This is a genomic window from Nocardia jinanensis, assembly GCF_014645735.1.
In the GTDB taxonomy this organism is placed as follows: Bacteria; Actinomycetota; Actinomycetes; order Mycobacteriales; family Mycobacteriaceae; genus Nocardia; species Nocardia jinanensis.
Window position 1 is genome coordinate 1 of the sequence record NZ_BMMH01000038.1, and the last position, 22,376, is coordinate 22,376.

Sequence of the window (22,376 nt, forward strand, 5' to 3'; positions counted from 1 at the left end):
GGGCCCCGCCGAAAGGTCAACCGCTTGACATCCAAGCTCCTGGGATGTCTTTGTGGTGTCTCGTAAAACTCGACGCATGCAGGTTGCGTCGGCATTCGGCGTCCGGGTCACAGGTGGAAAACCCGCGCCTGGACCCCCACACACGCCCCGGACCTGTCGCGACTTCCGGACAGTCGATATCTCCGGTCGGTGCTCGCCCCGGTCCCGAAGCACGCGCTCAACCCTCGAGAGACCGGGGCATCGAGCACTTTCAGGCAGCGAAACTTCCCCAGCTTGCCAGGTACCCGCCCCTTCTACTCCGAATGGTCCACCTCAGTGGCGGGGCCCACCCCGGTTTACTCCGGATGGTCCACCTCAGTAGGCGGGGCCCGCCCCGGTTCTGGAGCGACGTAGCGAAGGAGCGCAGCGACTGAGCGAAGGAGTGAAGAACCGGGGTTAATAGGGCCCCGCCCAGCGGCGCCGAAGGCGCCGCCGATATCACGGCACGTAGCGGCGGAGGCGGCGGGCAGCGAACTCGCGGAAGTACGACACCTTGTCGTCGGGGACGACCGATGGGAGCAGGAAGTACCAGGCCCGTTCCATCCGGGAGGCCATCTGGTCGACCGATTCCGTGCCGACCGCGACGATGTGGATACCCGTGGTGAGCCCGTACAGCAGCAGGCCGATGGTCTCCGGGTCGAGGTCCGGGAGCAGATCGCCCTGGGCAATCGCCCGTTCGGCGAGGATGCGGTAGGTATCGCCCCAGTTCTTGGCGATATTGTCGCCGTTGGCGCCGCGGTAGTCACCGATCTGGTGGGTGAGTTTGAGCATGGCCCCCACCATCGGATCGTTCATCGACAGATCGGCGACCACATAGGTGATGCCGATCGCGGCCTCCAGTGCCGGGACCCGGGAGTCGAAGAATCCTTTGCAGGATGCGACAAGGCGCTCGTTGCCCTGATCGACCACGGCCCGGGCCAGTTCTTCCTTGGACCCGAAGTGAAAGTACAAGGCGCCCTTGGTCACGTTGGACTGCGCGATTATCTCGCTGAGGCTCGCATTGGCGTAGCCCAAGCGCAGAAAGACGTCGGCAGCGCCCGCCAGAACGGAATCGCGAGTGATCTCCGCGCGCGCTTGCCTAGCCATGAGCTCCGCCTGTCATCCCAATAACCAGCCATCCTGAAGTAGACCGACATTGTCGAAGTAGACCGACTTACCGCCCGAACAGCACCCAAAAGGATGCGTGAACCGTACCATCCGTGTTCACTACGTCTCTCGATTCACCGGCCCACCCGAGTTCGCCGGTAGTTCATCCGCGGTTGCCCGAACTGCGCTGCCCGCCCGCGGAGTTCGCCGGACGCGGCCCTGCCACGGCAGGCCATTCCGAGCTGAGCTGGGGGTCGGCCTCGAGATGGCTCAATCCGTTCCAGCAAAGATTGACCAGGTGGGCGGCGACAACTTCTTTGGACGGGCTGCGTACATCCAGCCACCAGGTGGCGGTGGTGGCCACCATTCCGACCAGCGCCTGCGCGTACAGGGTCGCGAGGCCGGTGTCGAGGTCGCGTCGTTCGAAATCGCCGGCGAGCAGATGCGCCACCTGATTGACCGCTTCGTTGAGCAGGCTCGAGTAGCGGCCGTCGGTGGAGGACACCGGCTGGTCGCGCACCAGGATGCGGAATCCGTCGGTGCGCTGCTCGATATAGGTGAGAAGCGCGAGTGCCACCTGTTCGAGACGGACCCGGGACCTGTTGTTGGTGAGCGAGGAGGTGATCATGTCCAGCAACATCGACATCTCACGGTCCACGACAACGGCGTAGAGCCCCTCCTTGCCGCCGAAATGCTCGTAGACGACGGGTTTGGACACCAGAGCACGTTGCGCGATCTCCTCGATGGAGGTCGCGTCGTAGCCACGTTCGGCGAACAGGGCGCGGCCGATCTCGATCAACTGCTGGCGCCGCTGGGTGCCGGTCATCCGCTGACGAGCCGCCCGGACGTGTTCGGTGGCCTCTTCGGTGTCACCGATGGTCCGCAACTCCTCGGTTGTTCTCGGTTCTCCCGACGACACGTTCCCGCCTCCCTGGTTATCGGGGTCACGCGGCGCGGCCGGAGCCGGACCTGCGACCAGAACCATCGAGTCAACTGTCTCAGACCCGCGACGGACCGGGTCACCCGGGCGTTGTCCCGACCCGCCGGTCACGAAGGGGAACGCGTCGGGCGTCCCCCTGGCGTGTCGCCACCACCACGGTTCGACGTATCCCGGGGTGGCATGCGAGTATCGTGTCCGTGCCGGGACACAGCGGCGGGTTTCGGGTACCTGCCGGTGTGACAGTCCGCCGTAGTGTAATGGCAGCACCTCTGATTTTGGTTCAGATAGTTCAGGTTCGAGTCCTGGCGGCGGAGCAGCTCGCGTGCACGATGACCATCGTCGGCCCGAGGGAGATTCATGCAGGAGCAGACCGCCGTCATCGTGTTAGCCGCAGGTGCCGGTACGAGAATGCGGTCGAAGACCCCCAAGGTGTTACATCCGCTGGCCGGGCGCAGCATGCTGGCGCACGCGCTGTACGCGGCCCATTCCATCGACCCGCGCCATCTGGTGACGGTGGTGGGTCACGATCGTGCGCAGGTCGGGGCGGCCGCGGCCGCGGTGGCCACGGAACTCGATCGGGAGATCGTGCCGGTGGTGCAGGAACAGCAGCTCGGTACCGGGCACGCCGTCCAGGTCGGCCTCACCGGACTGCCCGCGGATTTCGCCGGCGACGTCGTCGTCACGTCGGGGGATGTCCCGCTGCTGGACGGGCACACCCTGTCCGCCCTGCTCGACGAGCATCGGAGCTATCCCGAACGGCCCGCCGTCACGGTTCTCACCTTCGTGCCCGACGATCCGAACGGTTACGGCCGGATCGTGCGCGACGCCGACAGCGAGGTCGCCGAGATCGTCGAGCACGCCGACGCGACCCCCGAACAGGCCGCGATCCGCGAGGTCAATTCCGGTGTGTACGCCTTCGACGCCGCGGTACTGCGCACTATGCTCGGCCGGCTGTCCACCGCCAACGCCCAGCACGAGCTCTATCTGACCGATGTCCTGAAGCTCGCCCGCGAGGCCGGATACCCGGTGCAGGGCGCCCGGCTGGTCGATTCGGCCAAGGTCACCGGCGTGAACGACCGGGTCCAGCTGGCGGCCGCCGCCCGTACCCTCAACCGCTACATCCTGGAGCGGCATATGCGCGCCGGGGTGACCATCGTGGATCCCGCCAATACCTGGATCGATACCGATGTCCGGATCGGCCGCGACACCGTGGTGCGTCCCGGGGTGCAGTTGCTGGGTACCACGGTGGTCGGCGAGGACGCCGAGATCGGCCCGGACTCGACCCTCACCAATATGGTGGTCGGCGACGGCGCCCGGGTGATCCGCACCCACGGGGAAGCCGCGACGATCGGCGCGAAGGCGACGATCGGGCCGTTCAGTTATCTGCGGCCGGGGACGGTGCTGGGTGAGTCCGGCAAGATCGGCGCCTTCGTGGAGACCAAGAACGTCGATATCGGCCGGCACACCAAGGTCCCGCATCTGACCTATATCGGCGACGCCACCATCGGCGAGCACAGCAACATCGGAGCATCCAGCGTTTTCGTGAACTACGACGGCGTGAACAAACACCGCACTGTCGTGGGCTCCCACGTGCGCACCGGCAGCGATACGATGTTCATCGCCCCGGTGACCGTGGGTGACGGCGCCTATACCGGGGCAGGTACTGTACTGCGGGAAGACGTTCCGCCGGGCGCGTTGGCAGTGTCCGGGGGTACGCAGCGCAATATCGAGAACTGGGTGCAGCGGAAACGTCCAGGAACGGCTGCAGCAGATGCGGCGGCGAAAGCGCTCGCGGCCGATGAGAACACCGGATCGGGCAACAAAGCTTAAGGATGGCAACCAGCAGTGACCGCGTCATGGATCGACAACCAGAAGAACCTGATGCTCTTCGCCGGACGGTCGCACCCCGAACTAGCCGAGCAGGTGGCCAAGGAACTCGACGTTCACGTCACCCCGCAGATCGCGCGTGAATTCGCGAACGGGGAGATCTTCGTCCGCTTCGAGGAGTCGGTTCGCGGTTCCGACGCCTTCGTGTTGCAGAGTTTCCCGGCGCCGCTGAACCAGTGGCTGATGGAACAGCTGATCATGATCGACGCGCTCAAGCGCGGTTCGGCCAAACGGATCACCGCCATCCTGCCGTTCTACCCCTACGCCCGCCAGGACAAGAAGCACCGCGGCCGCGAGCCCATCTCGGCCCGCCTGGTGGCCGATCTGCTCAAGACCGCCGGTGCCGACCGCATCGTCACCGTCGATCTGCACACCGACCAGATCCAGGGCTTCTTCGACGGCCCCGTCGACCATATGCACGCCCAGTTGCAGCTCGCCGAGTATGTCCGCACCAACTACAGCCTGAACAACATCACTGTGGTCTCCCCCGATTCCGGCCGGGTCCGGGTGGCGGAGAAGTGGGCGGATTCGCTGAACGGCGCCCCACTGGCCTTCATCCACAAGACCCGCGATCCGCTGGTCCCGAACCAGGTGAAGTCGAACCGCGTAGTCGGCAGCGTCGAGGGTCGCACCTGCATCCTCATCGACGACATGATCGATACCGGCGGCACCATCGCCGGCGCGGTGAACGTGCTGCGTGAGGCCGGTGCCGGTGATGTGGTGATCGCGGCGACCCACGGGGTGCTCAGCGCTCCCGCCGCCGAGCGGCTCGCGTCCTGCGGCGCCCGGGAGGTCGTGGTGACCAACACCCTGCCGATCACCGAGGACAAGAAGTTCCCGCAGCTCACTGTGCTGTCCATCGCGCCGCTGCTGGCCCGCACCATCCGTGAGGTATTCGAGAACGGTTCGGTGACCGGACTGTTCAACGGCAACGCCTGATTTCTTCTCCGAACGGCCCCGGACCAGCTGGTCCGGGGCCGTTCGGCGTTCGGGAGCAGAAACCGACACCGCTGGTCACGGTCCCGCGGCGCACCCATCGGGCAGCGCATACTGGTTGGTATGGATCGCGAACCACGAGAGCCCGATATGGGTGACGACGAGCAGGAGGACGAGGTCCGCGCCTACGCACGCTATATCGAGGACCCGCCCGCCGATCTGCGCATTCGCAACCGCGAAGGGGACGACGACGGACGTCTCGGCATAGCCGAGGAGCTACAGCAGGAACCGGACCGCCGCGACCGTGCCGACGACGACGATCGTCCCGCCGAGGCCGCCGCCATCCATATAGAGGACGAACCCGACAGCTGACGCTGCGCCCGCACCGCGGTACCGGCCTACGAGCCCTCGACGATACGAACGAGGAGACGTGATGAGCACACCGCAGGACCCGCGCGATTCCGGCGAAACACCGGAGGAGAACAGCACCGACCGTCCGGAACCCGATTCCGGCACGGCCGGCCGGTCGGCTGCGGATCGCCCTCTGGAATCTCCGGACGAACCGTCTCGCACCCCCGGCGCCCCGCAGCAGCCGGAAACCGCCGAACCGTCCGATGCACGGGGGGCCGGCTCCCACGATCCACCCACCGAGTACCTGCCGAAGCTGCTCGGCCGCGAATCCCGCCCCGCCGGAGGTGCTGCCGGACCCGGCCGGCCCACACCCGAACCCGACAAGGGCTCCGCGGCATACGAGCACGGCTGGCAGCCCGGGGCGCAACCGGCCGGTGGCGAGGTGCCGCCGCAAGCGTGGTCGGCCCGGCCCGAGGAACAGTCGCCGGGGCAGGCTTGGCAGCAGCAGTCACCCGGTGGGCAGCAGCCGCGGGGCGGGTCGCCCTATCCTCCGCAAGGCGGGTATCCACCACCGGGTGAGTACGGCGGTGGGGCAGAGCAGCCCGGTGGCGGATACGGCGGGCAGCAGCCGGGCGGATACGGCGGACAGCCAGGTTGGAACACACCGGAACAACAAGGTTGGGGTGCGCCGGAACAACAAAGTTGGGGTGCGCCGGAACAGCAGGGCTGGGGCGCGCCGGAACAGCAGGGTCGGGGCGCGCCGGAACCGCAGGGTCGGGGCGCGCAGGAACAACCCGGCTGGGGTGCGCAGGGACAACCCGGCTGGGGTGCGCAGGGACAGCCTGGTTGGAGCACCTCGGAACAGCAGGGCTGGGGTGGCGCGCCCGGCGCACAGCAGGGGTGGTCCGGCACCGGCGCGCCGGGCGGACAGCAGGGACCGGGCGGATGGCCCGGTGGGACGCCGGGGCCCGGTGGATATCCGGCCTATCCCGAACAGCAGCAGTACCAGCCCTACGGCACCACCCAGCAACCGGAACGTTCGGGACCGCAGGTCCTGTCCATCATCGGCTTCGTATGCGCCGCGGTATCGCTGCTGTTCTGCCCGCTCGTGTTCGGCGCCGCCGGGATCGTGCTCGGTGTGGTCGGGCATATCCGGGGCGAGCCGCTGGGCAAGTGGGCGGCCATCGCGGCCGCGATATGTCTCGTCGTCGGGGTGGCCATCGGGTTGCTCCTCACCGGGACCGAGATAGTGCCCAACGAATCGTTCGGCTGACAACGGACAACCCGGGATCCGCCGCCCGGGATCCGCGCTTTTCGCCCATGCGCGGCGCGGCTCGGCGGCGGCGGATATCGTCTGGCCCATGCCCGACGAACGAGACGCCGGCGGATCCACGGCGGCGGCAGGGGCGGCGCTGCCGCTGTGGTGCCGATAGATGTCACAGCGGGAACTGGTCGTTTTGGGCACCGCGAGCCAGGTGCCGACCGCCCAGCGCAACCACAACGGTTATGTGCTTCGCTGGGGTGGCGAAGCAGTACTGTTCGACCCCGGCGAGGGCACCCAGCGGCAGATGATCCACGCCGGTATCTCCGCCACCGATCTCACCCGGATCGCGATAACCCATTTTCACGGTGACCACAGCCTGGGCCTGGCCGGGGTGGTGCAGCGAATCAATCTGGACCGGGTGCCGCACCCGATCGACACCTACTACCCGGCCTCGGGCCAGCGATTCTTCGACAACCTCTGCGACGCCACCGCCTACCACCGCGCGGTAGATCTCCGGCAGCGCCCGATCGCCGCACCGGGCATCCTGCCGGCGCCCGGCGCCCCGTTCGAGGTCACCACTGCGCGCCTCGACCATCCGGTGGAGACGTTCGGCTACCGGCTCAGCGAACCGGACTATCGCACCATCCGGCCGGAGCGGCTGGACGAACTCGGTCTGCACGGTCCGATCGTGGGCCGTCTGCAACGGGAGGGCGAGATCGATTGGCAGGGCCGGACCGTGACCCTCGACGAGGTGAGTACCCTGCGGCGCGGACAGAGTTTCGCGTTCGTCATGGATACCCGTATCTGCACCGGAGCGCGGGAACTCGCGGCGGGGGTGGACATGCTGGTGATCGAAGCGACCTTCCTCGACGCCGACGCGCAGCTGGCTACCGAGCACGGGCACCTCACCGCGGGGCAAGCGGCCCGGATCGCCGCCGATGCCGGGGCGCGGACACTGGTCCTGACCCATTTCTCCCAGCGCTACCCCAGCCTGGACCAGCATCTCGCCGAGGCGCGACAGGTGTTCGCCGGGGATATCGTGATCGCGGCGGATCTGGATCACATCCCGTTCCCGTCGCGCCGCTGAGCCGTACCGGTCCAAACGGAAGCCCGGCTGTCACGGAACGGTAACCGGCCCGATCCGGGTGCCGTGCCGCAGCCCGATCGACATGATGTCGGACGGCTGCTCCAGTTCGAGCCGGTGCCGGCGACTACGTGGCACGACGAACGCGGTACCCACGGTGAGGCGCACGTCGGTTTCGGTGTCGCCGGGGCCCGCCGGGCGCAGGTAGAGCCGCAGCGCAATCTCTTCGGCCTCCGGGCCCTGATCACCGGCCTGGTCGGCCCGGCACGACATTAGACGGCGCTGCCGGGCGCCGCCAGATCGAATGCCGCACGGTTGGACTGCACCTCGTCCATATGCGCTTCCGCCCAGATCTTGATACCGCGCATGATCTCGTGCAGCGACAGCCCGAGTTCGGTCAGTTCGTAAGTGACGGTGACCGGCACCGTCGGCGTCACCGTGCGGACGACCAACCCGTCGCGTTCCAGGGTGCGCAGGGTCTGGGTGAGCATCTTCTGACTGACTCCGGCCAACCGCCGGGCCAGCTCGGAGTAACGCATCGCCCGCGGCTCCCCGCCGCATTCGGCCCCGGCGTGCGGACCACCGCTACCCAGCGCGGACAGGATCAGCGCCACCCATTTCCCGGAGATCCGTTCCAGGAGCTGCCGACTGGGGCAGCCCGCGAAGAACGCGTCGTAGTCCATCTTGTCCTCGGCCCGCTGCTGAGCCGCTGTCATCGTCGCCACGACCGCTCCTTCCTACCGCGCGGTGGGATACGCACTTTCAGGTGCCTACTTCCCGATGGAGAGTTGCCACTCCATTGTGGAGCTACAGCACAGATATCTCCACAGGAGGACAACAATGTCCAGCACATTCCGTAGCGCGGTCGTCCGCACCCCGGCCGGTCCCGATTCCATCGAGATCATCGACGTACCCGTTGCCGAACCCGGGCCCGGGCAGGTGCGGGTCGAGGTCGCCGGCACGACCGTCAACCCGGTCGACCTGGCGCTGACCGCCGGTGTCTTCCACGAGCTCGGACTGATCACCCGATCCGCCTACACCGGTATCGGCACCGACTTCGCCGGTACCGTCATCGCGACCGGACCGGGCGTAGATATTCCGCTCGGCAGTCGCGTCGCCGGTCTGGTGGGTGGATTCGACCGCGGTTTCGGCACCTACGCCGAACAGCTGATCGTCGCGGCGAGCGATATCGCCCGGGTACCGGACGAACTCGATCTGGCCACCGCGGCCACCGTCCCGCTCAACAGCCTCACCGCTGCCCAGCTGGTGGATCTGCTCGGCGACGGCGACGGCCGGGACCTGCTGGTGACGGGTGCCGCGGGTGCGGTCGGCAGCTACGTGATCCGGTTCGCGCAGGAGCGCGGCTGGCTGGTCACCGGACTGGCTCGGGCCACCGACGAGGAGTTCGTACGCGGACTCGGGGCCGGCTTCGCTGTGTCGGCGGAACCCGGCTGGGACGCGGTGGCCGACGCCGCGACACTGCAGGAACAGGGTCTGGCGCTGGTCCGCGACGGCGGGCTGTTCGTCGGTGTCCGGCCGGGTGCCGAACCACCCGCCGAGCGCGATATCACCGTCCGCGCCGTATCCGTACAGTCCGACAGTGCCCGGCTGGCCGGGTTTCTCGCCGATACCGCGAACGGCCGCCTCCCCGCCCGGGTGCACGCCGTACTTCCGCTCGACCGGGCCGCCGACGCCCACCGGGAACTCGCCCGGGGCGGGGTGCGAGGGAAATACGTTCTCCGACCCTGAATCCGGACTCGGCCGCGGAAGCTCGGTCATCGGTATCGGGCCGTAGGCGGTGAGAATTCGCCCGATTTCACCGGCCTATCCGCGGGTGACGCCGGCGGCCGGCGAAGGGGGAACGTGGACGACCTGATCGCGCCGATGCCCGATCAGGCGGCCCGGCACGTAGGCCACGACGGTGCGAGCAACTGGACTCTCCCGGGCGGAAGAGTCGAGCACACGGAGGACCCGTTCCACACGGTGATCCGGGAGGTTCGGGAGGAGACCGGCTACACGGCGGCGGTGAAACGCCTGCTCGGCGTGGATTCCAGGCTGATCCCGGCGACCGAGCGTGCTGTTCCCGGTGGATCCGAACACCAGAATGTCGGTGTCTACTACGAGGTTCGCCTCCTCGGGGGCCGGTTACGTGCCGAGCCGAACGGCGAGACGGCCGAGCCGACCTGGACCCCGATTTCCGACATCGCGGATCTACGCCGGTCGTCGCTGGTCGATATCGGTCTCGCCCTCGCGCGGATTCGCCCGGCAACCGGCCATGTCGACCCGGTACCGGTCGGTGGCCTGATCCAGCACTGAGAAAGGTACCGGGGGCGAGACATAGACGCGCCGAACCGATTTCGTGCCCGACGCAGGGAGGCCCCCGGACCCTTCGGGGGGCACCGGTGGAACCGCCGAGGCGCGCCACCGGTGGTCCGATCACGGCCGCCACAGCACATCGGACCCTGCGTCGGGCTTGTATCCGCTCGCCTCCGGAGAAGCGGCGGGATATCCACCCGGGGTGATCGTATACCGGAACAGAATCCTCTGCGGCACAACGTGAGAGCATTCGTCACCGGACCGCGGGCGGCCCACCGCCCTACTCGCACGCCCGACTACTCGCGAAGTGGCGTAATCCGGGTCGGATGTACTGACCCGGACACCGCGCCGCGCCACGACGACTCGATTGCGTCACCCGACCAGCACGGACCGACCACGCGACGTCAGGTCGTGAAGGTGGCGAAGGCCGACCACAGCACCGGGGAATCCTCGATGGCCCCGGTCGCGCGCCAGGCGCACAGCCGGTCGCGTTGCCATTCGGCCAGAGCTACGAGCGGATCGGGCGTCTCGTGAGCCGCATCGACCGCGCAGACGACCTCCTGCAGTGGGGTGGCGCCGGTCGCGCCACCGAGGCGCTGGAAGGCGAGGTCGGTGGGCAGTGGCCAGCGGGTGGCGGTGACCAGTTCGGCGCCCCCGGTGATCATGGCGGCGATCAGGCCCAGTGCCTCGGTGAACCGCAGATCGCCACCGCTTTCGCAGGCGATGAGAGCGACACGGCTGGGCACGGGCCACAAATCCCGGCCCGCTACCGGTTCGGAATCGAGCGTATGGGTACCGAGGAGCAGGTCCTTGGCGGACAGCGGGCGGTGGGTGCGCTGCGGTTCGACGAATCCGACCGTATCGGCGGTGCAGGCCAGATGGAGTTCGGTGTTCTCGCTCTGCCCGGATTCCGGCCGCGCGGCGGTGACATGGCCGACGTAGAGCAGCCGGGCGGCGCCGGCGCGCAGCATGCGCGAGAGCCATTCGCGGTCGAGGTCGGTGCGGCGGAAGATCTCGGTGGGTTCGGTGACCTCGGGCCGGATCCGGTCCGCGGCGATATGGTCCGCGATACGTTCGGTCAGCGGTGTCGGCCGGGTCATCCGCCCGAGGACCGATCCGAGTTCGGAGTCGGCGCGGAATCCGGGCACGCGCGGGTCGAGGACGGCCACCACCGGCAACTCACGCGTGTCGGCCCAGGAACGGGCGGTCCGGGTAGGCGCGTGCACGATTCCGGCCGGTGCCAGCAGCCCGATATCGGCGATATCGATCAATCGCAGTTCCGGCGCGGGGGCCAGGATCTCCCACGGCACCTGGGCGACCCGGGGCGAGGGCTGGAGCCGGATCAGCGGGCGGATCCCCTGGTTGTAGAGCGTATGCAGCTGGCCGGCCAGATCGTAGGGCAGCAGGGCGCGGGAGAGGTCGCGGGCCAGCAGGTATTCGGTATCGGGCGCGGCGAAGGCGGCGGTGGTGAGCGTACGTTCCAGGCCGCCGGCGATATTCGGGTCCGGGAGGGCGGCCGCCAATTCCCGGACCACCGTGTCGATATCGGCACCCGGTAATGCCGTCACGCCGGGGGCGGCGTCGTATCCGAGCCAACGCCAGGACACGTACACATCGCCCGCGTCGGCCATCCGCACCAGTACGGTCGGCCGGTCGTTCATCGCGACTCCCCGGTGCCCTGGTCGCCGCTCATACCGGAATCACCCGGTCCTCCCGGACACGCTGCCCGTAACGCTGTTCGGCGGCCGCGATGTAGTCGCCGAGTGCGATACGCGGGCCGGGCGCCACGGCCAGCCGCGGCGGCGGGGACACCGGTAGTCCGGCGGCCGCCGCGACCCGCGCCAGCGCGGCGCCGAGATGCAGTGGGCCCGGCTGCGGTTCGCCGCCGGGCGGCTGCGCGGGACTGTCCAGCGGGAACTGGGGGCTTTCCATTCGTTCACCGGGATTCATCTCCAGTGTCGTCCCCGCGCACTGTGTTTCGATCAGATCCGCGAGCAGCACACCGTCTCCGCACAGGTAGGCGAAGCGGAAGGCCAGCCGGACGGCGGGGTCGGCGACCTCCCGGTTCCACTGATCGCGCTGACTGCCGCCCGGCAGCGTATAGCGCACCGCGTCGATGGCGATCGCGGCCGGCACCGCCAGGGCACGGCCCAGTACCAGCAGTTCGTCCGGCGGGGAATCCATATCGTCGACCACCATCTGCACCAGCACCGCGTGCCAGTAGTCGAGCTGAGCGCACTGCAGGCCGAGTCCGCGTTCGGCATAGACGGTGAACGCCGCGTCCAGCAATTGCTGCCCCTCCCCGACCAGCCCCCGGGCGTAGGCCACAGTGGCGAGCCGGCACTGCACCGCGGCGGAGTCCAGGACCGCACCGGAATCCCGGAAGCAGTCGAGGCCGCGTCGATACCATTCGTCGGCCCGGTCGACCTCGCCACGGCATTCGGCCAGGAAACCACGGATCTTCCAGCCGACTCCCGCCCGATACCCGAGTCCGGCCCGCTCGTAGTAGTCCTGGCTCGCGACGACCAACTGTTCCGCCTCGTCGAGCCGGTCGAGCCGGCTGTAGAGCTGGGCCAGGTTCTGCTGGGTGTCGGCGACCGCGTTGTGGTCTCCCGCCGCGGTGAACGCCGCCAGCGCCTGCTGCGCGAAATCCACACCGAGTTCGCGGCGGCCGGTCTCGAAATACGCACCGGCCAGGTTCATCAGCGGATGACCGGTCAGATGTGGGGCGAAGCGCAGCGCCGCGTCCAGGGATTCGGTGGCGATCTCGACGACCCGGTTCCACTGACTGCGATGGGTCGCCACAGCGCTCAGCGAGAGCAGGCACGATACCCGCAGCACGCCGAGGTCTTCGGCGTCGGCGAGCAGATTCCGCGCCTGTTCGAGGGCCGACTGCGCGTCGTCGAGGGCACCGAGATGCTGGAGTGCCTGCGAATAGTTGATCAAGGTGGAAGCCAGTTTCTCGGTGGCGTCCGCCGGGATCCGACCGAGCGCGGACCTATACCGGATCGCCGCGCCCTCGTGGTCGCCGAGCTCGTCGTACATGCTCGCGGCGTTGATCAACGCGCTGGTGCGGACGCCGTCGGTGGTCGTCGCCACCGCGTGCTCGAATATCCGCAATGCCTCGGCGATATCACCACGCTGATAGGCCGCCGCGCCCTCGTACAGCAGTTCCAGCCCGGGTGGTTGCTGCTCGCTCATCTCAGAAATCCGAATCCGCTTCGGCGGCCGCGATCTCGGCGCGCAAGAGTTCGATATCCGCGAGCCCCGCGGCAGGTTCCCCGGCGGCATACGCGAGGGCCACCGCGGTCGGCCCGGCGCGACGCAGCCGGGCGTGCGCGAGTTCCCGGATCCGGTCGCGCTGCCGGGCATCGGCCGCCGGATCCGCCGGACGTGGGTCGGGATCGGGTGATGGGTCCGACCCTCCCGGCGCCGATGGCCCGACCCCCGGCACATAGATCTCTACACCGGTTACGGTCTCGCCGGAATCGGGCACCGCGGCCGTCCAGGTGTCCCCGTTCAGCGCCAATGCGGCACCGCGAGTCCCGGCCGAGGTACGAACCAGGGCACGTGGTCGCAGATGCTCGGGCGGTTCCCCGTGGAGACCCGGAGCGGCCACCGCCCGCACCCGGAGGGTATTGCCGCCCGCGACCCTTTCGAGCTCCCAGGAGACCGCCCGCTCGGAAGCGTCGACGACACCGGGCGGGCAGTGCCGCCAATCCCATCCCGCGCTTCCTCTTTCGAGGATCAGTGCCGTCCGGGAGTCGCGCGGCTGCCCACCGGCCGCCAGCGCGTAGTCGGCGGCACGACCGAGGCCGGAACCGTGTGCGGATGCCACGGCGGGATCGGGTTCAGCCGCCTCCGCGGGTGCGTCGGAGCCGTCGACGACGCTGTCGCAGAACTCGCTCAGCTCCGCGATCTCGCGGTCGAGTTCCGCCGGGTCGAGGGCGGGGATTCCGTCCACCGTCGAAGCGGGCCACCAGCGTGCCGCCCAGTGCGCGTAGCCGAGCCGGCGTATCGCGGCCGCCAGCTCGGGCCGCTCGGGCCGGGCGGGCATATCCACCGGCCCGGTGTATTCATCGGCCGCCACCGCGATCTCGGCACCGTAGAGGGCCCACAACCATTCCTGGGCGGTGTCGAGATCGTGCAGGGTCGCGGCCGGAACCCGCTGGTCCGCCAGCAGACTCCAGCTCAGATATCCGCCGCCGACCTCCAGTACGGCGGTGTCCAGGCTCGGATCCGCGTCTGCCGGTGTGGGTGAACCGGGTGGCGCGATACTCCACAGGCCCGGCCGGATCAGCCGGATACGCACGATATCGACCATCAGACCGCCCTCGCCGAATCCGGCTCCCGCACCGTATGCGCGCTCAACGCTTTGCGGACCCGGGTGCGATGATCGAGCACCACCGAACGCGCCACCCCGTCCAGCAGATCCCACAGCTCATCGGGTTCGGTGACCGGCATCTCGCGGACATCTCGGCCGTGCAACCGCACCCACAGCCGCCGCAGGTACGGGCGCCACGGCGTCCGCAATTCGGCGGCGATCACGGCGAGCCGGCTCTGCTCCCCCGGCACCGGATGGATCGCCAGCCGGCGCGCCTGCAGCACATAGGCCTCGCGCTGCCACCGGCTGTTCACCAGCTGATGCGCGGCCGAGTCCGCCGTCTCCTCCGATGCGTGCCGCGGGTCCCGCGGTGTGATCGGCGCGAGCCCGAGCGCGAGCTCCACCCCGATTGCGGCGGTGAGGCGCAGTGATTCGCCGAGCAGTGCCCACGGCGCGCAACTGCGGGCGATCTCGGTGGTGACCAGGTCCGGGATCGGTGGCAGTTCGGCACGTTCGGTGGATACCTGCAACACCGTGAAAACCCGCTCATGGACAGTGCGGTCGAACGGCAGCCCGAGGGTGGCGGTCGACGCCGATACCCCCACCTCCGGACGGCACGGAGCCGGGTGGATCGTCAATCCCAAACCGTGCGCGTGATATCGCGCGAGATCGGTGACCGCGATGCGAGATCCGCGGCGCCACAGCTCGATTCCCGTATGCGTCCCCACCGTTGCGGCGACCAGCTCCCCGAGCAGTCGCCGCCCGGGCCGGGTATCGGCCCCGGCGCGGGTCGCGACCGCGTATTCCAGCAGTCGCCGCAACACCTCGGTGTGTTCGCCCGGTGCCGCGGGCGGCGCCGGGCGGCGGCCCCAGGCCGTGGTCAGCAGACCGTCGAGCAGTGCGGCCCGCGCGGGATCGGTGAGATGGTCCTTCAGGGCCTGGGTGGTACGCCCGGCCGCGAACCCGTGGATCTCGCGCAGTAGCGCCTCGGCACGGACCCTGTCCCGGTTCGGATCGGGATACCCCCGGGTGGTGGCCAGTTCGAAACAGCGCTGGAAGTAGAGATCCTGCGCGGTGCCCTCGGTGATCCGCAACCGGCGACGGACCTGTTTGAGCAGAGTGAACCAGGCCGCGGTCGCGCGCAACGCGTCGGCGTGGGCGTAGATGCGGGCGGCCAGCAGCGTCGCGCCGTCGGCGGTCAGCACCGCGCCCCCGCAGCTCGGATACTGCACCGGCCGGATGACCAGCGGATCGAGGATCAACTTCACGGTCCGGCGCAATGGCCCACCCGCAGAGCCGCTCAACGCCTCGACACCCTCGAGACCGCGCCACACCTCATCGAGCACCATGGCCCGCGGTCGTCGCATGAGCCCAGATTATCGGAGTTCAGCCCACCCGGCGGTGCCGAAAGTTGGGATCGGTAGGCGAGCGCCGATTCCTACCTTTCTCGTAACGGACCCGGACACCGGGCCGGAACACCGAGAGAACAGGAACCACCATGAACACCACGATCTTCCGCCTCGGCGCCGTCGTCCTCGCCGCCTCCGCCACGCTGCTGCTGTCCGCTTGCGGCGACGATACGAGCACCACCGCCGCACCGGCGGGCCCGAACTCGTCGGCCGCGGCACCCGCCGATGACACCGGTGGCCGGTCGGCTGCCCTGGTGGACGGCAAGGCGCTGGACGGGAATTTCGAGACCACCTGCGCCGAACAGGGCAACACTCTGGCGCTGGCCCTGACCGATACCGCCAACACCCAGTACGGCCAGCTGAGCGTCAGCGCCAGCATCGTCGACGACAAGACCGTGCAGGCGGTGGCCATCGCCGGCAGCCAGGGCGGCGCGAACGGAATGCCCTACGCGGTCGGCTACGGCAACGGCCAGCCCGGTGGCTCGGCGCAGCTGACCAGGGACGGCGACACCTTCACCGTGACCGGCGAGGGCATCAGCGCCCCCGATATGTCCAACCCGCTCGCCGGGCCCGCCACCGCGGCCTTCGAGATCACCTTCGCCTGCTCGACCATCGTCGGCGGCTGATCAGCGGGCCGGACATCCGGCTCCTCGTCGCCCCGCACGCTCAGCGCTGCGGCCGAACGTCCGGGGCGACGAGGTGGCCAGGTATCCGGACCACAACCACCCAGGAGATAATCATGATCCGCACCCTGCGCGCCGCCGCCCTCGCCGGCGCCGCCCTCGCCATCGGCTGCTACCTCTGGCACGGCCTGACCTACGAACCCAGCAGCGTCTACGAACCCGCCGAACTGGCCTGGCTCAACGGATTCCTGGCCCTGCCGATCATCGCGTCGAGCCTGGTCGTCACCGTCTTCGCATTCACCGGCACGGGTATTGGCACCGCCCTCACCGGCCGCAACACCGGTGAATTCCGGGACGCCCCACTGGGCCTGGGAACGGTGCGGTCGTTCGCGCACACCGGGGTCACCCTGAACGACCAACCGCAGATCCGGATCCAGTTCAGCGTCGAGGGCGCGCAGGGCGAACGATTCGATGCCACCGCGAAATCGGTGGTGCCCCTGACCGAACTCGCCCTGCTGGCGCCCGGTGTGGTGCTGCCGGTGCGCTACCGGCCGGACCGCCCGGGCATCGTCGAACTGGATCTGTCCGGCAACAGCGCCGCGGCTCAGCAGGTGATGAACGAATCGCTGATCCGCAAGGGGTTCACGACCAAGGAGAAGGTGGATATCGCCGCCCGCGGTATCGCGGCCCAAGCGGTGGTCCAATCGCTCACGGTTCCGGGTGAGATCCGGGACGGCTACTCGAAGGTCGCGGTGGGCTTGGTGGTGACCCGTCCCGACGGCAGCACCTTCAGTACCTCCTCCGAGAAGTTCCTGCCACCGACGGCGATCGGGAACGTGCAGGTGGGCCGGATCGTCACGGCGCATTACCTGCCCGGCAACGAAAAGGAGGTCGTACTGTCGATCCCGGTCAACGCGTGAACCACAGCCCGGTGCGTCCGTCCCGATGGGACGGGCGCACCGGCGTTCCCGGTCCGGCTCGTCGGCGGAAAATCGGAATGCACCCGAACCATGCTACGAATCAGCCGACAGAGTTCTCGGATACGCTCTTACACCCACGGGCCCCTTCCACCTTGACAAATTCTGTTGTGCCAGTGATACAGTCGTCTCCATTCAAACTCGGGAGGGTTGCGTGACGGAGTAGCGGCGTCACGTCCGTCGAATTACGCACGGCAGGTTTGGGGATGGGATACGAATTCAAGATCACGCCGAGTGATATCGACACTGCGTCGAGCAAGTTACACGAAATTGCCGACACCGGCATGAAAGCGGTCGAGTACACAAAGAACAACTTCGATCTCGAGGGAAATGCAGGCCTTGCGCTGAAACCCCTGATGGACCAGGTGATCGAAATGTGTAGTAGGCTGTCCCGGAATTATTCGCAGATGAGTTCGATAACAACTGCCACCGCGACAGAATTGGCGAAGGCGGCAAAAATGTATGAAACAACGGACCTGGGGGTCGCTGAGTCGCTCGACAAAACGTACCCTGCGAAGAGTGAAAAATGAGTGGTGCTATCGATCCGTCCACCAAGCTGGCAACTCCAGAGGTTGAGGTATGGTGGTCGACCGGCGGAAAACTGGTCGATTTTGCATTGGGGAACGCGTATAGCGTCTCCTATTACCTACTCGAAATTATAAAATCTACGACCAACTGGGACCCGGTGGGGGATATTCAAAAATATCTCGGTGGCGACTGGGAAGCTCTGCTCAAATCGGCTGAAGCCGCGAAGAACCTAGCCGAGTTCAATACCGCCTACAGTGACGCAGTCTCTGCGGCGGTGAAAAGTTTCGAACCCTCCTGGCGCGGCAACGCAGCTTCCAGCGCCAATGAGTACTTCACAAACTTCACCTCCGCTATCGATTCGCAGCACGATCCGCTGGTGCAGATCTCGGATGTGATCGCTTCCTTTGCGTGGGACGCGTACGAGGTAGCCCAAGCGGTGCAGGCCTTGATATTGGAGCTTGTCGACATGGCGATCCAATGGGCATTGACGAAGGCAGCAGCGGCTGCCTCGCGTGCTGCCAGTGCCACCCTCTACGGTGCGGCGGCCGCCGCGGCGTTGGAGGCGGTCTGCCTGGCCATAGTGGCGAAGATGAAGGCCAATGTCCTGAAACAGTCAAGCTACTGGGAGCGATTCTCTCCGGATCGGCTGCGGCGGTTGGCATGCTGTATGGCTTGATGGGCTCGGCCGCCGAACTCGATATGCAGGTGCTCAACGGCGCGTATGACCATCCGGGGGTAATATAATGGATCGCAAGGAAATAATCCTGGACGATGACCCAGGCATGTCTCGTCACCTGGCGAATGTATTGGGGATTCTTTCTTCAGCGCCGGGTGTGGACAAGGATTTCAAAGCGCAAATCCAGGACATCCTCCAGGGCGCGGGGACAATACGAGATCTGGCGCAAAGCGAGGCATTCAACAGGGTCGGCGATTCGATCGTCCCGCAAGCGCTCGCGGATTTCGCTTCGATGCCAGAGGACGAGCGCGAGAGAACGGCGGCACGGGGTGAGGCTGTTCTCGAGAGCTACCGGCACCAGGATCAGGAACCGCCGACTTCTCAACCATCCACAGAAAAAACGCCCCCTGCCGCACCTTCGGCCCCGCAGGCGCAAGATGTCAGCGGGGCGCAACCTACGACTACGCCCGGAACACGGAAACCATATCGGGAGCAGGTAGTCGGACCAAGAGATTGGGAAGACGACGACGACCGATACTTCCGTGAGCGGAATCAGGACGGCTGGCTTCAGTGAAAAGAATTATCCCGGAGCCTGAGTTCTATCATCCTAACGGTGATGCTGAGATAGTCAGTGATACGTCCACGCCGACCCCGATGACTTACCAGCGTCCGTGGACGCACGAGAACGACGTGACTATTCGCTTACGCCGACCTCTGAAACCGCTACCTAATACACGTATTCTGTGGCAGAAGTCGGGCCGACCGCTTCGAGTGGTACCCCTCGAACTGGAAGTCGCACAGCCATTGCCAGAAGTGTGTGCCGCGCATGGCAGACCAGCGACGGGCTCCTCAACCGTGCGAACCTTGTTCTTCGATACCGACGCGCACCCACGGTTCCACAACCGCCGCAGCATACAAGAATTCTTGAAAGCGCTGATGAAGAGTGCTTGGATCGCACCTGTCTCGACGATTGTCACCGGCGAGTGGCCGATATGTCACCGGTGCGCGCGGAGGGCTCGGATCTACCGCTACGTGGTATACGGAATCCTCGCCGTGATGGCTGCCAACTTCGCAGCCTTTCTAACGGTGAGTTTCGCACACATCGACTGGCTCAAACCTTGGTTTGGTTCCGCGTTTTGTCCTGGCTCGATTCTCGGTTTCATGATTGTCGTGCACCTGTTCGACAAGTCCGTCGATCCCGTAAAGTTTCGCCCTATCTATGACGAACGTTTCGCCTTCGTCCAAGCCCACCCTGAATTCCGTCGAGCGTTACAAATCGATATGCCCCCCGGTTCCACGAATCCCCCTCGCTGACAAAGCGTCTCGACTGGATACCTCCGTTGTCGAGTCGACGACCCGACTCACCTGATCCTGCAGGCTCGGCAGCTCGCATCACCGCCGCTTCGGAAGTCCCGTGCTTCATGGACGGGTGCGGGTTCGTGCCTGGTGAGCGGCCTCCATGCGACTGCGGAGTTGCCGCAGGATTTCATCGGGCGGGCCCGGGGTGAGGGTGAAATCGTCGGTGTTGTGGTTGTGCAGCAGGTAGCGGCCGTCGTCCGAGTAGTCGAGCCAGAGGAAGGCGTACCCGTCGCCGGTGGGTCGCGTGTCGACGGTGTAGCCCGGATAGACGGTGATCTCGCCGGTGCCGGTGCGCGGGCGGCGGAAAAAGCGCTGCAGATCCTCCACCGGGGACAGCTGCGTCGGGTGCCGGGAGTACACGGGTGCGTTCAGGTCGCCGCGGCGGGCACGGAGGGGTTCGTGGCGGCCGGATGCGACCTGAGGCAGGCCCGCCACCAGCCGAGGAGCCAGCTGGTCGGCGCGGAGCTGAGTGAGGACGATATCGCCGCCGGATTTCCGTGCCCGTCCGGGTAACTGCGTGGCCAGCACAGCGACGCGGCCGGCGACGCCGGCGTGCATCCCTACCGCGGTGGTCTGCTGGGAGCCGTGGACGCCGTAGATCTCCACGCGGAGCTCCGGTTCCAGGAGCACGGTGAGCGCCCGGTAGAGCCGCTCGTCGAACACTGTCCGCAACCGGCGCGCGCACTGCTGCCGGTAGCGCTGGAAATCGTCGTCGTGCGCCATCCGGGGAGGCCGGTATTCCAGCGGATACGGTAACCGGTCGCGCCCCATCGCCTCGAGGGCCAGCGTGAAATCGTAACCGTCCAGCTGCCAGCGAGATTCGTTCATGCGCCGATGACCCCGCCCGGCGGGAGCACCCGCGGCTGTTCGCCGAGCAGTTCGGTGGCGCGGTCCTGGACGAGATAGTCGGGTGTCTTGTGTTCGTCCTCGTCCTCCCCGCGACCGCGCTGCCCACCGGCGCCCATCGCGCCGGGTGCCCCAGACATTCCACGGGTGGCGGCCGGGCTACCGGAACGGGTCGCGGGCCCGGCCGTCTGATTCGGGCTACCGGGGGCTCCGGAGACAGTACGGCCGGGGGTGCCCGCGGGCTGTTGGCCACCAGGGGCGGCGACCATCGGTGCGCCACTCGGCAATCCGGGTGTGGTGGTGTTCGGGCGGCCCACCGGTTCCTCGAGCGGCACGGTGTTCGCCGGTGTCGTGGTTGTCGACGGGGTGGTCGGCGCCGGAGTTTCGGTGCCGGCGGGGTTGGTCGCCGAATCCTGCGGTGTCTCCTGGCCGGGAGCAGCCGTGTCCTGCGGGTTCGTGCCACTCGGATTCGTCCCGGTCGGGTTGCTGCCACTCGGGTTGGTACCGACGGGGTTCTGAGTGCCTGCGGGCCCTACCGGCTGCGGGGTTCCGGGGCCCTCGCCGACCGGGCTTTTCGTCACGGGCAGCACCGGGGTCTTGGTGTCGATGGCGGTGATACCGGGCTGGTAGAACTCGATCATCAGGTCCTGGGCCTGCGTCTGCGCTTCGTTGGCGCGATGCTTGGCGGCCTTGACGACACCGTTACCGGGAATATGGCCGACGAATTCGTCGAATCCGGACACCTCGACCGGCGGAACGATCGACATCTTCGCCTGGGCCAGATACCCCTGCATGAGATCGATACCGTTGGCGACCATTTCGAAGCTCTTGACCAGCTTCTGAGCCTCGGTCGTGAACGTGCGGGTGCCCTCGACCGCCGCGTTCGCGGACCGACCGCCCCATTTCTCGTTGATCACCGTGTCGACATTCTTGCCGAAGGTGTCGAGCGCGACGGAAAGGTCTCCGGTGAGCCGCCGCCAACCATCCGCACCGGCATTGATATCGGCGGATTCCACGCCCGGATTCGTGGGGTTACCGTTGAGCGCTTCCCAGATCTGTTGGTGTGTCCAGGTTTTGAACGCTTCCCTGGTCGCCGTGGCCGGCGCGTACTCGCCGTCGAAACCCTCGCTCACCCGGGCCAGTTCGTTGTTGATATGGGCCCGGTCGCCGCTCCACTCCTGCTCGCCGGTGCCGGCGACATCGGAGGCTCGAGTGCGGTTGCCGTCGGATTCGTCGTAGTTGCCCATGACTTCGTTCACTCCGGCACGCACGGTACCGACAGCGGCGACGATCGCGGCAGCGACAAGGAAGGGTGCGGGCATCAGCGGAGTCCTTCCCCGGCAGCGACGGTCTGCGAAGAGTTCTGCTGATCGGTCTCCTGGAGTTCGCCGATCATGGCGGCGTAGGTATCTCCCATGAGCTTGACTACCTCGATCAGTCCATCAAGCCGTGCGACAGCCGAGTCGCCATTTTCGGCGCCGTTTGCTTTCAGCTCGAACTTCTTCTGAATATCCTGCGCAGAGGGCAGACCGCCATAGCCGGCGAGACGACCGAGGGTCATTGCGGAGCGTCGGCGGTCTCGGAGGTTCGTCAGCAGGGTCTCGCACTCCTGACGAAGTAGAACTCCGACGTCGTGCTCCATGCTCAGCTCGCCGTCGATTGCCTGTTGTTTGAGATTCTGCCAGTGCTTCACCTGGTCAGTCATGCTGTGATCCTTTATCCATCGTGGGT

General features: G+C 67.1%; 24 protein-coding genes and 1 tRNA gene. 14 read left to right on the forward strand and 11 right to left on the reverse strand.

Annotated features, from left to right (window positions below; translation table 11 throughout):
• Positions 1-477: 477 nt before the first annotated feature.
• Both IEY68_RS34110 and IEY68_RS34115 read right to left on the reverse strand, forming a co-directional pair.
• Positions 478-1,125, reverse strand: coding sequence for a TetR family transcriptional regulator (locus IEY68_RS34110; protein ID WP_063000906.1), 648 nt, complete (start codon positions 1,123-1,125; stop codon positions 478-480).
• Between the two features lie 163 nt (positions 1,126-1,288).
• The gene (locus tag IEY68_RS34115) at positions 1,289-1,951 is read right to left on the reverse strand and encodes a TetR/AcrR family transcriptional regulator (RefSeq protein ID WP_229719211.1); all 663 of its coding nucleotides are present in this window, start codon (positions 1,949-1,951) and stop codon (positions 1,289-1,291) included.
• A gap of 357 nt (positions 1,952-2,308) precedes the next feature.
• Between IEY68_RS34115 and IEY68_RS34120 the strand changes: the two genes are divergently transcribed.
• The 6 genes from IEY68_RS34120 to IEY68_RS34145 all read left to right on the forward strand — a co-directional run bounded on the left by IEY68_RS34120 (position 2,309) and on the right by IEY68_RS34145 (position 7,590).
• Positions 2,309-2,379 (forward strand) — tRNA-Gln (locus tag IEY68_RS34120).
• A 43-nt stretch (positions 2,380-2,422) separates the two neighbouring features.
• Positions 2,423-3,895 carry a bifunctional UDP-N-acetylglucosamine diphosphorylase/glucosamine-1-phosphate N-acetyltransferase GlmU gene (gene glmU / locus IEY68_RS34125; protein ID WP_063000904.1) on the forward strand — a complete coding sequence of 491 codons (1,473 nt, stop codon included), beginning with the start codon at positions 2,423-2,425 and terminating at the stop codon, positions 3,893-3,895.
• Positions 3,896-3,910: 15 nt separating this feature from the next.
• Positions 3,911-4,891, forward strand: a complete 981-nt coding sequence (locus IEY68_RS34130; RefSeq protein WP_063000902.1) for a ribose-phosphate diphosphokinase — start codon at positions 3,911-3,913, stop codon at positions 4,889-4,891.
• A gap of 120 nt (positions 4,892-5,011) precedes the next feature.
• On the forward strand, positions 5,012-5,260 hold the full coding sequence (locus tag IEY68_RS34135) for a hypothetical protein (protein ID WP_063000900.1): 249 nt from the start codon (positions 5,012-5,014) through the stop codon (positions 5,258-5,260).
• Positions 5,261-5,321: 61 nt separating this feature from the next.
• Complete coding sequence (locus IEY68_RS34140) at positions 5,322-6,512, forward strand: hypothetical protein (protein WP_063000898.1); 1,191 nt, start codon at positions 5,322-5,324, stop codon at positions 6,510-6,512.
• Positions 6,513-6,672: 160 nt separating this feature from the next.
• Positions 6,673-7,590 (forward strand): ribonuclease Z, encoded by a 918-nt coding sequence (locus tag IEY68_RS34145; protein WP_063000896.1) that lies wholly within the window; start codon positions 6,673-6,675, stop codon positions 7,588-7,590.
• Positions 7,591-7,620: 30 nt separating this feature from the next.
• On the opposite strand, the gene IEY68_RS34150 is transcribed toward IEY68_RS34145, so the two are convergent.
• Together IEY68_RS34150 and IEY68_RS34155 are read right to left on the reverse strand one after the other, a co-directional pair.
• On the reverse strand, positions 7,621-7,860 hold the full coding sequence (locus IEY68_RS34150) for a hypothetical protein (protein WP_063000893.1): 240 nt from the start codon (positions 7,858-7,860) through the stop codon (positions 7,621-7,623).
• Entirely contained in the window at positions 7,860-8,303 is a 444-nt protein-coding gene (locus IEY68_RS34155) for a winged helix-turn-helix transcriptional regulator (protein WP_373293048.1), read from the reverse strand. The genes IEY68_RS34150 and IEY68_RS34155 overlap by 1 nt, the downstream gene beginning before the upstream one ends.
• A gap of 124 nt (positions 8,304-8,427) precedes the next feature.
• Between IEY68_RS34155 and IEY68_RS34160 the strand changes: the two genes are divergently transcribed.
• On the forward strand, positions 8,428-9,336 hold the full coding sequence (locus IEY68_RS34160) for an NADP-dependent oxidoreductase (protein ID WP_063000885.1): 909 nt from the start codon (positions 8,428-8,430) through the stop codon (positions 9,334-9,336).
• Positions 9,337-9,450: 114 nt separating this feature from the next.
• Complete coding sequence (locus IEY68_RS34165; RefSeq protein ID WP_229719209.1) at positions 9,451-9,903, forward strand: NUDIX hydrolase; 453 nt, start codon at positions 9,451-9,453, stop codon at positions 9,901-9,903.
• Positions 9,904-10,307: 404 nt separating this feature from the next.
• Here IEY68_RS34165 and IEY68_RS34170 read toward each other — a convergent pair whose 3' ends face one another.
• Genes IEY68_RS34170 through IEY68_RS34185 form a run of 4 tightly spaced genes read right to left on the reverse strand, consistent with a single transcriptional unit; the run spans position 10,308 to position 15,576 of the window.
• Positions 10,308-11,564: a CHAT domain-containing protein gene (locus tag IEY68_RS34170; RefSeq protein ID WP_063000883.1), complete on the reverse strand. Its 1,257-nt coding sequence runs from the start codon at positions 11,562-11,564 to the stop codon at positions 10,308-10,310.
• Between the two features lie 28 nt (positions 11,565-11,592).
• Entirely contained in the window at positions 11,593-13,104 is a 1,512-nt protein-coding gene (locus IEY68_RS34175) for a tetratricopeptide repeat protein (RefSeq protein ID WP_063000881.1), read from the reverse strand.
• Position 13,105: 1 nt separating this feature from the next.
• Positions 13,106-14,227, reverse strand: a complete 1,122-nt coding sequence (locus IEY68_RS34180; RefSeq protein ID WP_063916478.1) for a hypothetical protein — start codon at positions 14,225-14,227, stop codon at positions 13,106-13,108.
• Positions 14,227-15,576 (reverse strand): hypothetical protein, encoded by a 1,350-nt coding sequence (locus IEY68_RS34185; RefSeq protein WP_058856648.1) that lies wholly within the window; start codon positions 15,574-15,576, stop codon positions 14,227-14,229. The genes IEY68_RS34180 and IEY68_RS34185 overlap by 1 nt, the downstream gene beginning before the upstream one ends.
• A 149-nt stretch (positions 15,577-15,725) precedes the next feature.
• Here IEY68_RS34185 and IEY68_RS34190 point away from each other — a divergent pair, with 149 nt between their 5' ends.
• From IEY68_RS34190 to IEY68_RS34215, 6 genes are all read left to right on the forward strand, one after another.
• Positions 15,726-16,262: a lipoprotein LpqH gene (locus IEY68_RS34190; RefSeq protein ID WP_058856647.1), complete on the forward strand. Its 537-nt coding sequence runs from the start codon at positions 15,726-15,728 to the stop codon at positions 16,260-16,262.
• 113 nt (positions 16,263-16,375) lie between these two features.
• Positions 16,376-17,179, forward strand: a complete 804-nt coding sequence (locus tag IEY68_RS34195; protein WP_058856646.1) for a hypothetical protein — start codon at positions 16,376-16,378, stop codon at positions 17,177-17,179.
• Between the two features lie 263 nt (positions 17,180-17,442).
• Complete coding sequence (locus tag IEY68_RS34200) at positions 17,443-17,766, forward strand: type VII secretion target (RefSeq protein ID WP_058856645.1); 324 nt, start codon at positions 17,443-17,445, stop codon at positions 17,764-17,766.
• A complete protein-coding gene (locus tag IEY68_RS34205) occupies positions 17,763-18,440 on the forward strand; it encodes a hypothetical protein (RefSeq protein ID WP_156426380.1) in 678 nt (225 codons plus the stop codon). Before IEY68_RS34200 ends, IEY68_RS34205 begins: the two co-directional genes overlap by 4 nt.
• Before the next feature lie 67 nt (positions 18,441-18,507).
• On the forward strand, positions 18,508-19,014 hold the full coding sequence (locus IEY68_RS34210) for a hypothetical protein (protein ID WP_156426379.1): 507 nt from the start codon (positions 18,508-18,510) through the stop codon (positions 19,012-19,014).
• 290 nt (positions 19,015-19,304) lie between these two features.
• Entirely contained in the window at positions 19,305-19,754 is a 450-nt protein-coding gene (locus IEY68_RS34215; protein ID WP_156426378.1) for a hypothetical protein, read from the forward strand.
• 105 nt (positions 19,755-19,859) lie between these two features.
• On the opposite strand, the gene IEY68_RS34220 is transcribed toward IEY68_RS34215, so the two are convergent.
• Genes IEY68_RS34220 through IEY68_RS34230 form a run of 3 tightly spaced genes read right to left on the reverse strand, consistent with a single transcriptional unit; the run spans position 19,860 to position 22,350 of the window.
• On the reverse strand, positions 19,860-20,627 hold the full coding sequence (locus IEY68_RS34220; RefSeq protein WP_058856641.1) for an ESX secretion-associated protein EspG: 768 nt from the start codon (positions 20,625-20,627) through the stop codon (positions 19,860-19,862).
• A complete protein-coding gene (locus IEY68_RS34225) occupies positions 20,624-21,967 on the reverse strand; it encodes a hypothetical protein (protein WP_058856640.1) in 1,344 nt (447 codons plus the stop codon). Before IEY68_RS34225 ends, IEY68_RS34220 begins: the two co-directional genes overlap by 4 nt.
• The gene (locus IEY68_RS34230) at positions 21,967-22,350 is read right to left on the reverse strand and encodes a hypothetical protein (protein ID WP_058856639.1); all 384 of its coding nucleotides are present in this window, start codon (positions 22,348-22,350) and stop codon (positions 21,967-21,969) included. The genes IEY68_RS34225 and IEY68_RS34230 overlap by 1 nt, the downstream gene beginning before the upstream one ends.
• Positions 22,351-22,376: the final 26 nt, after the last annotated feature.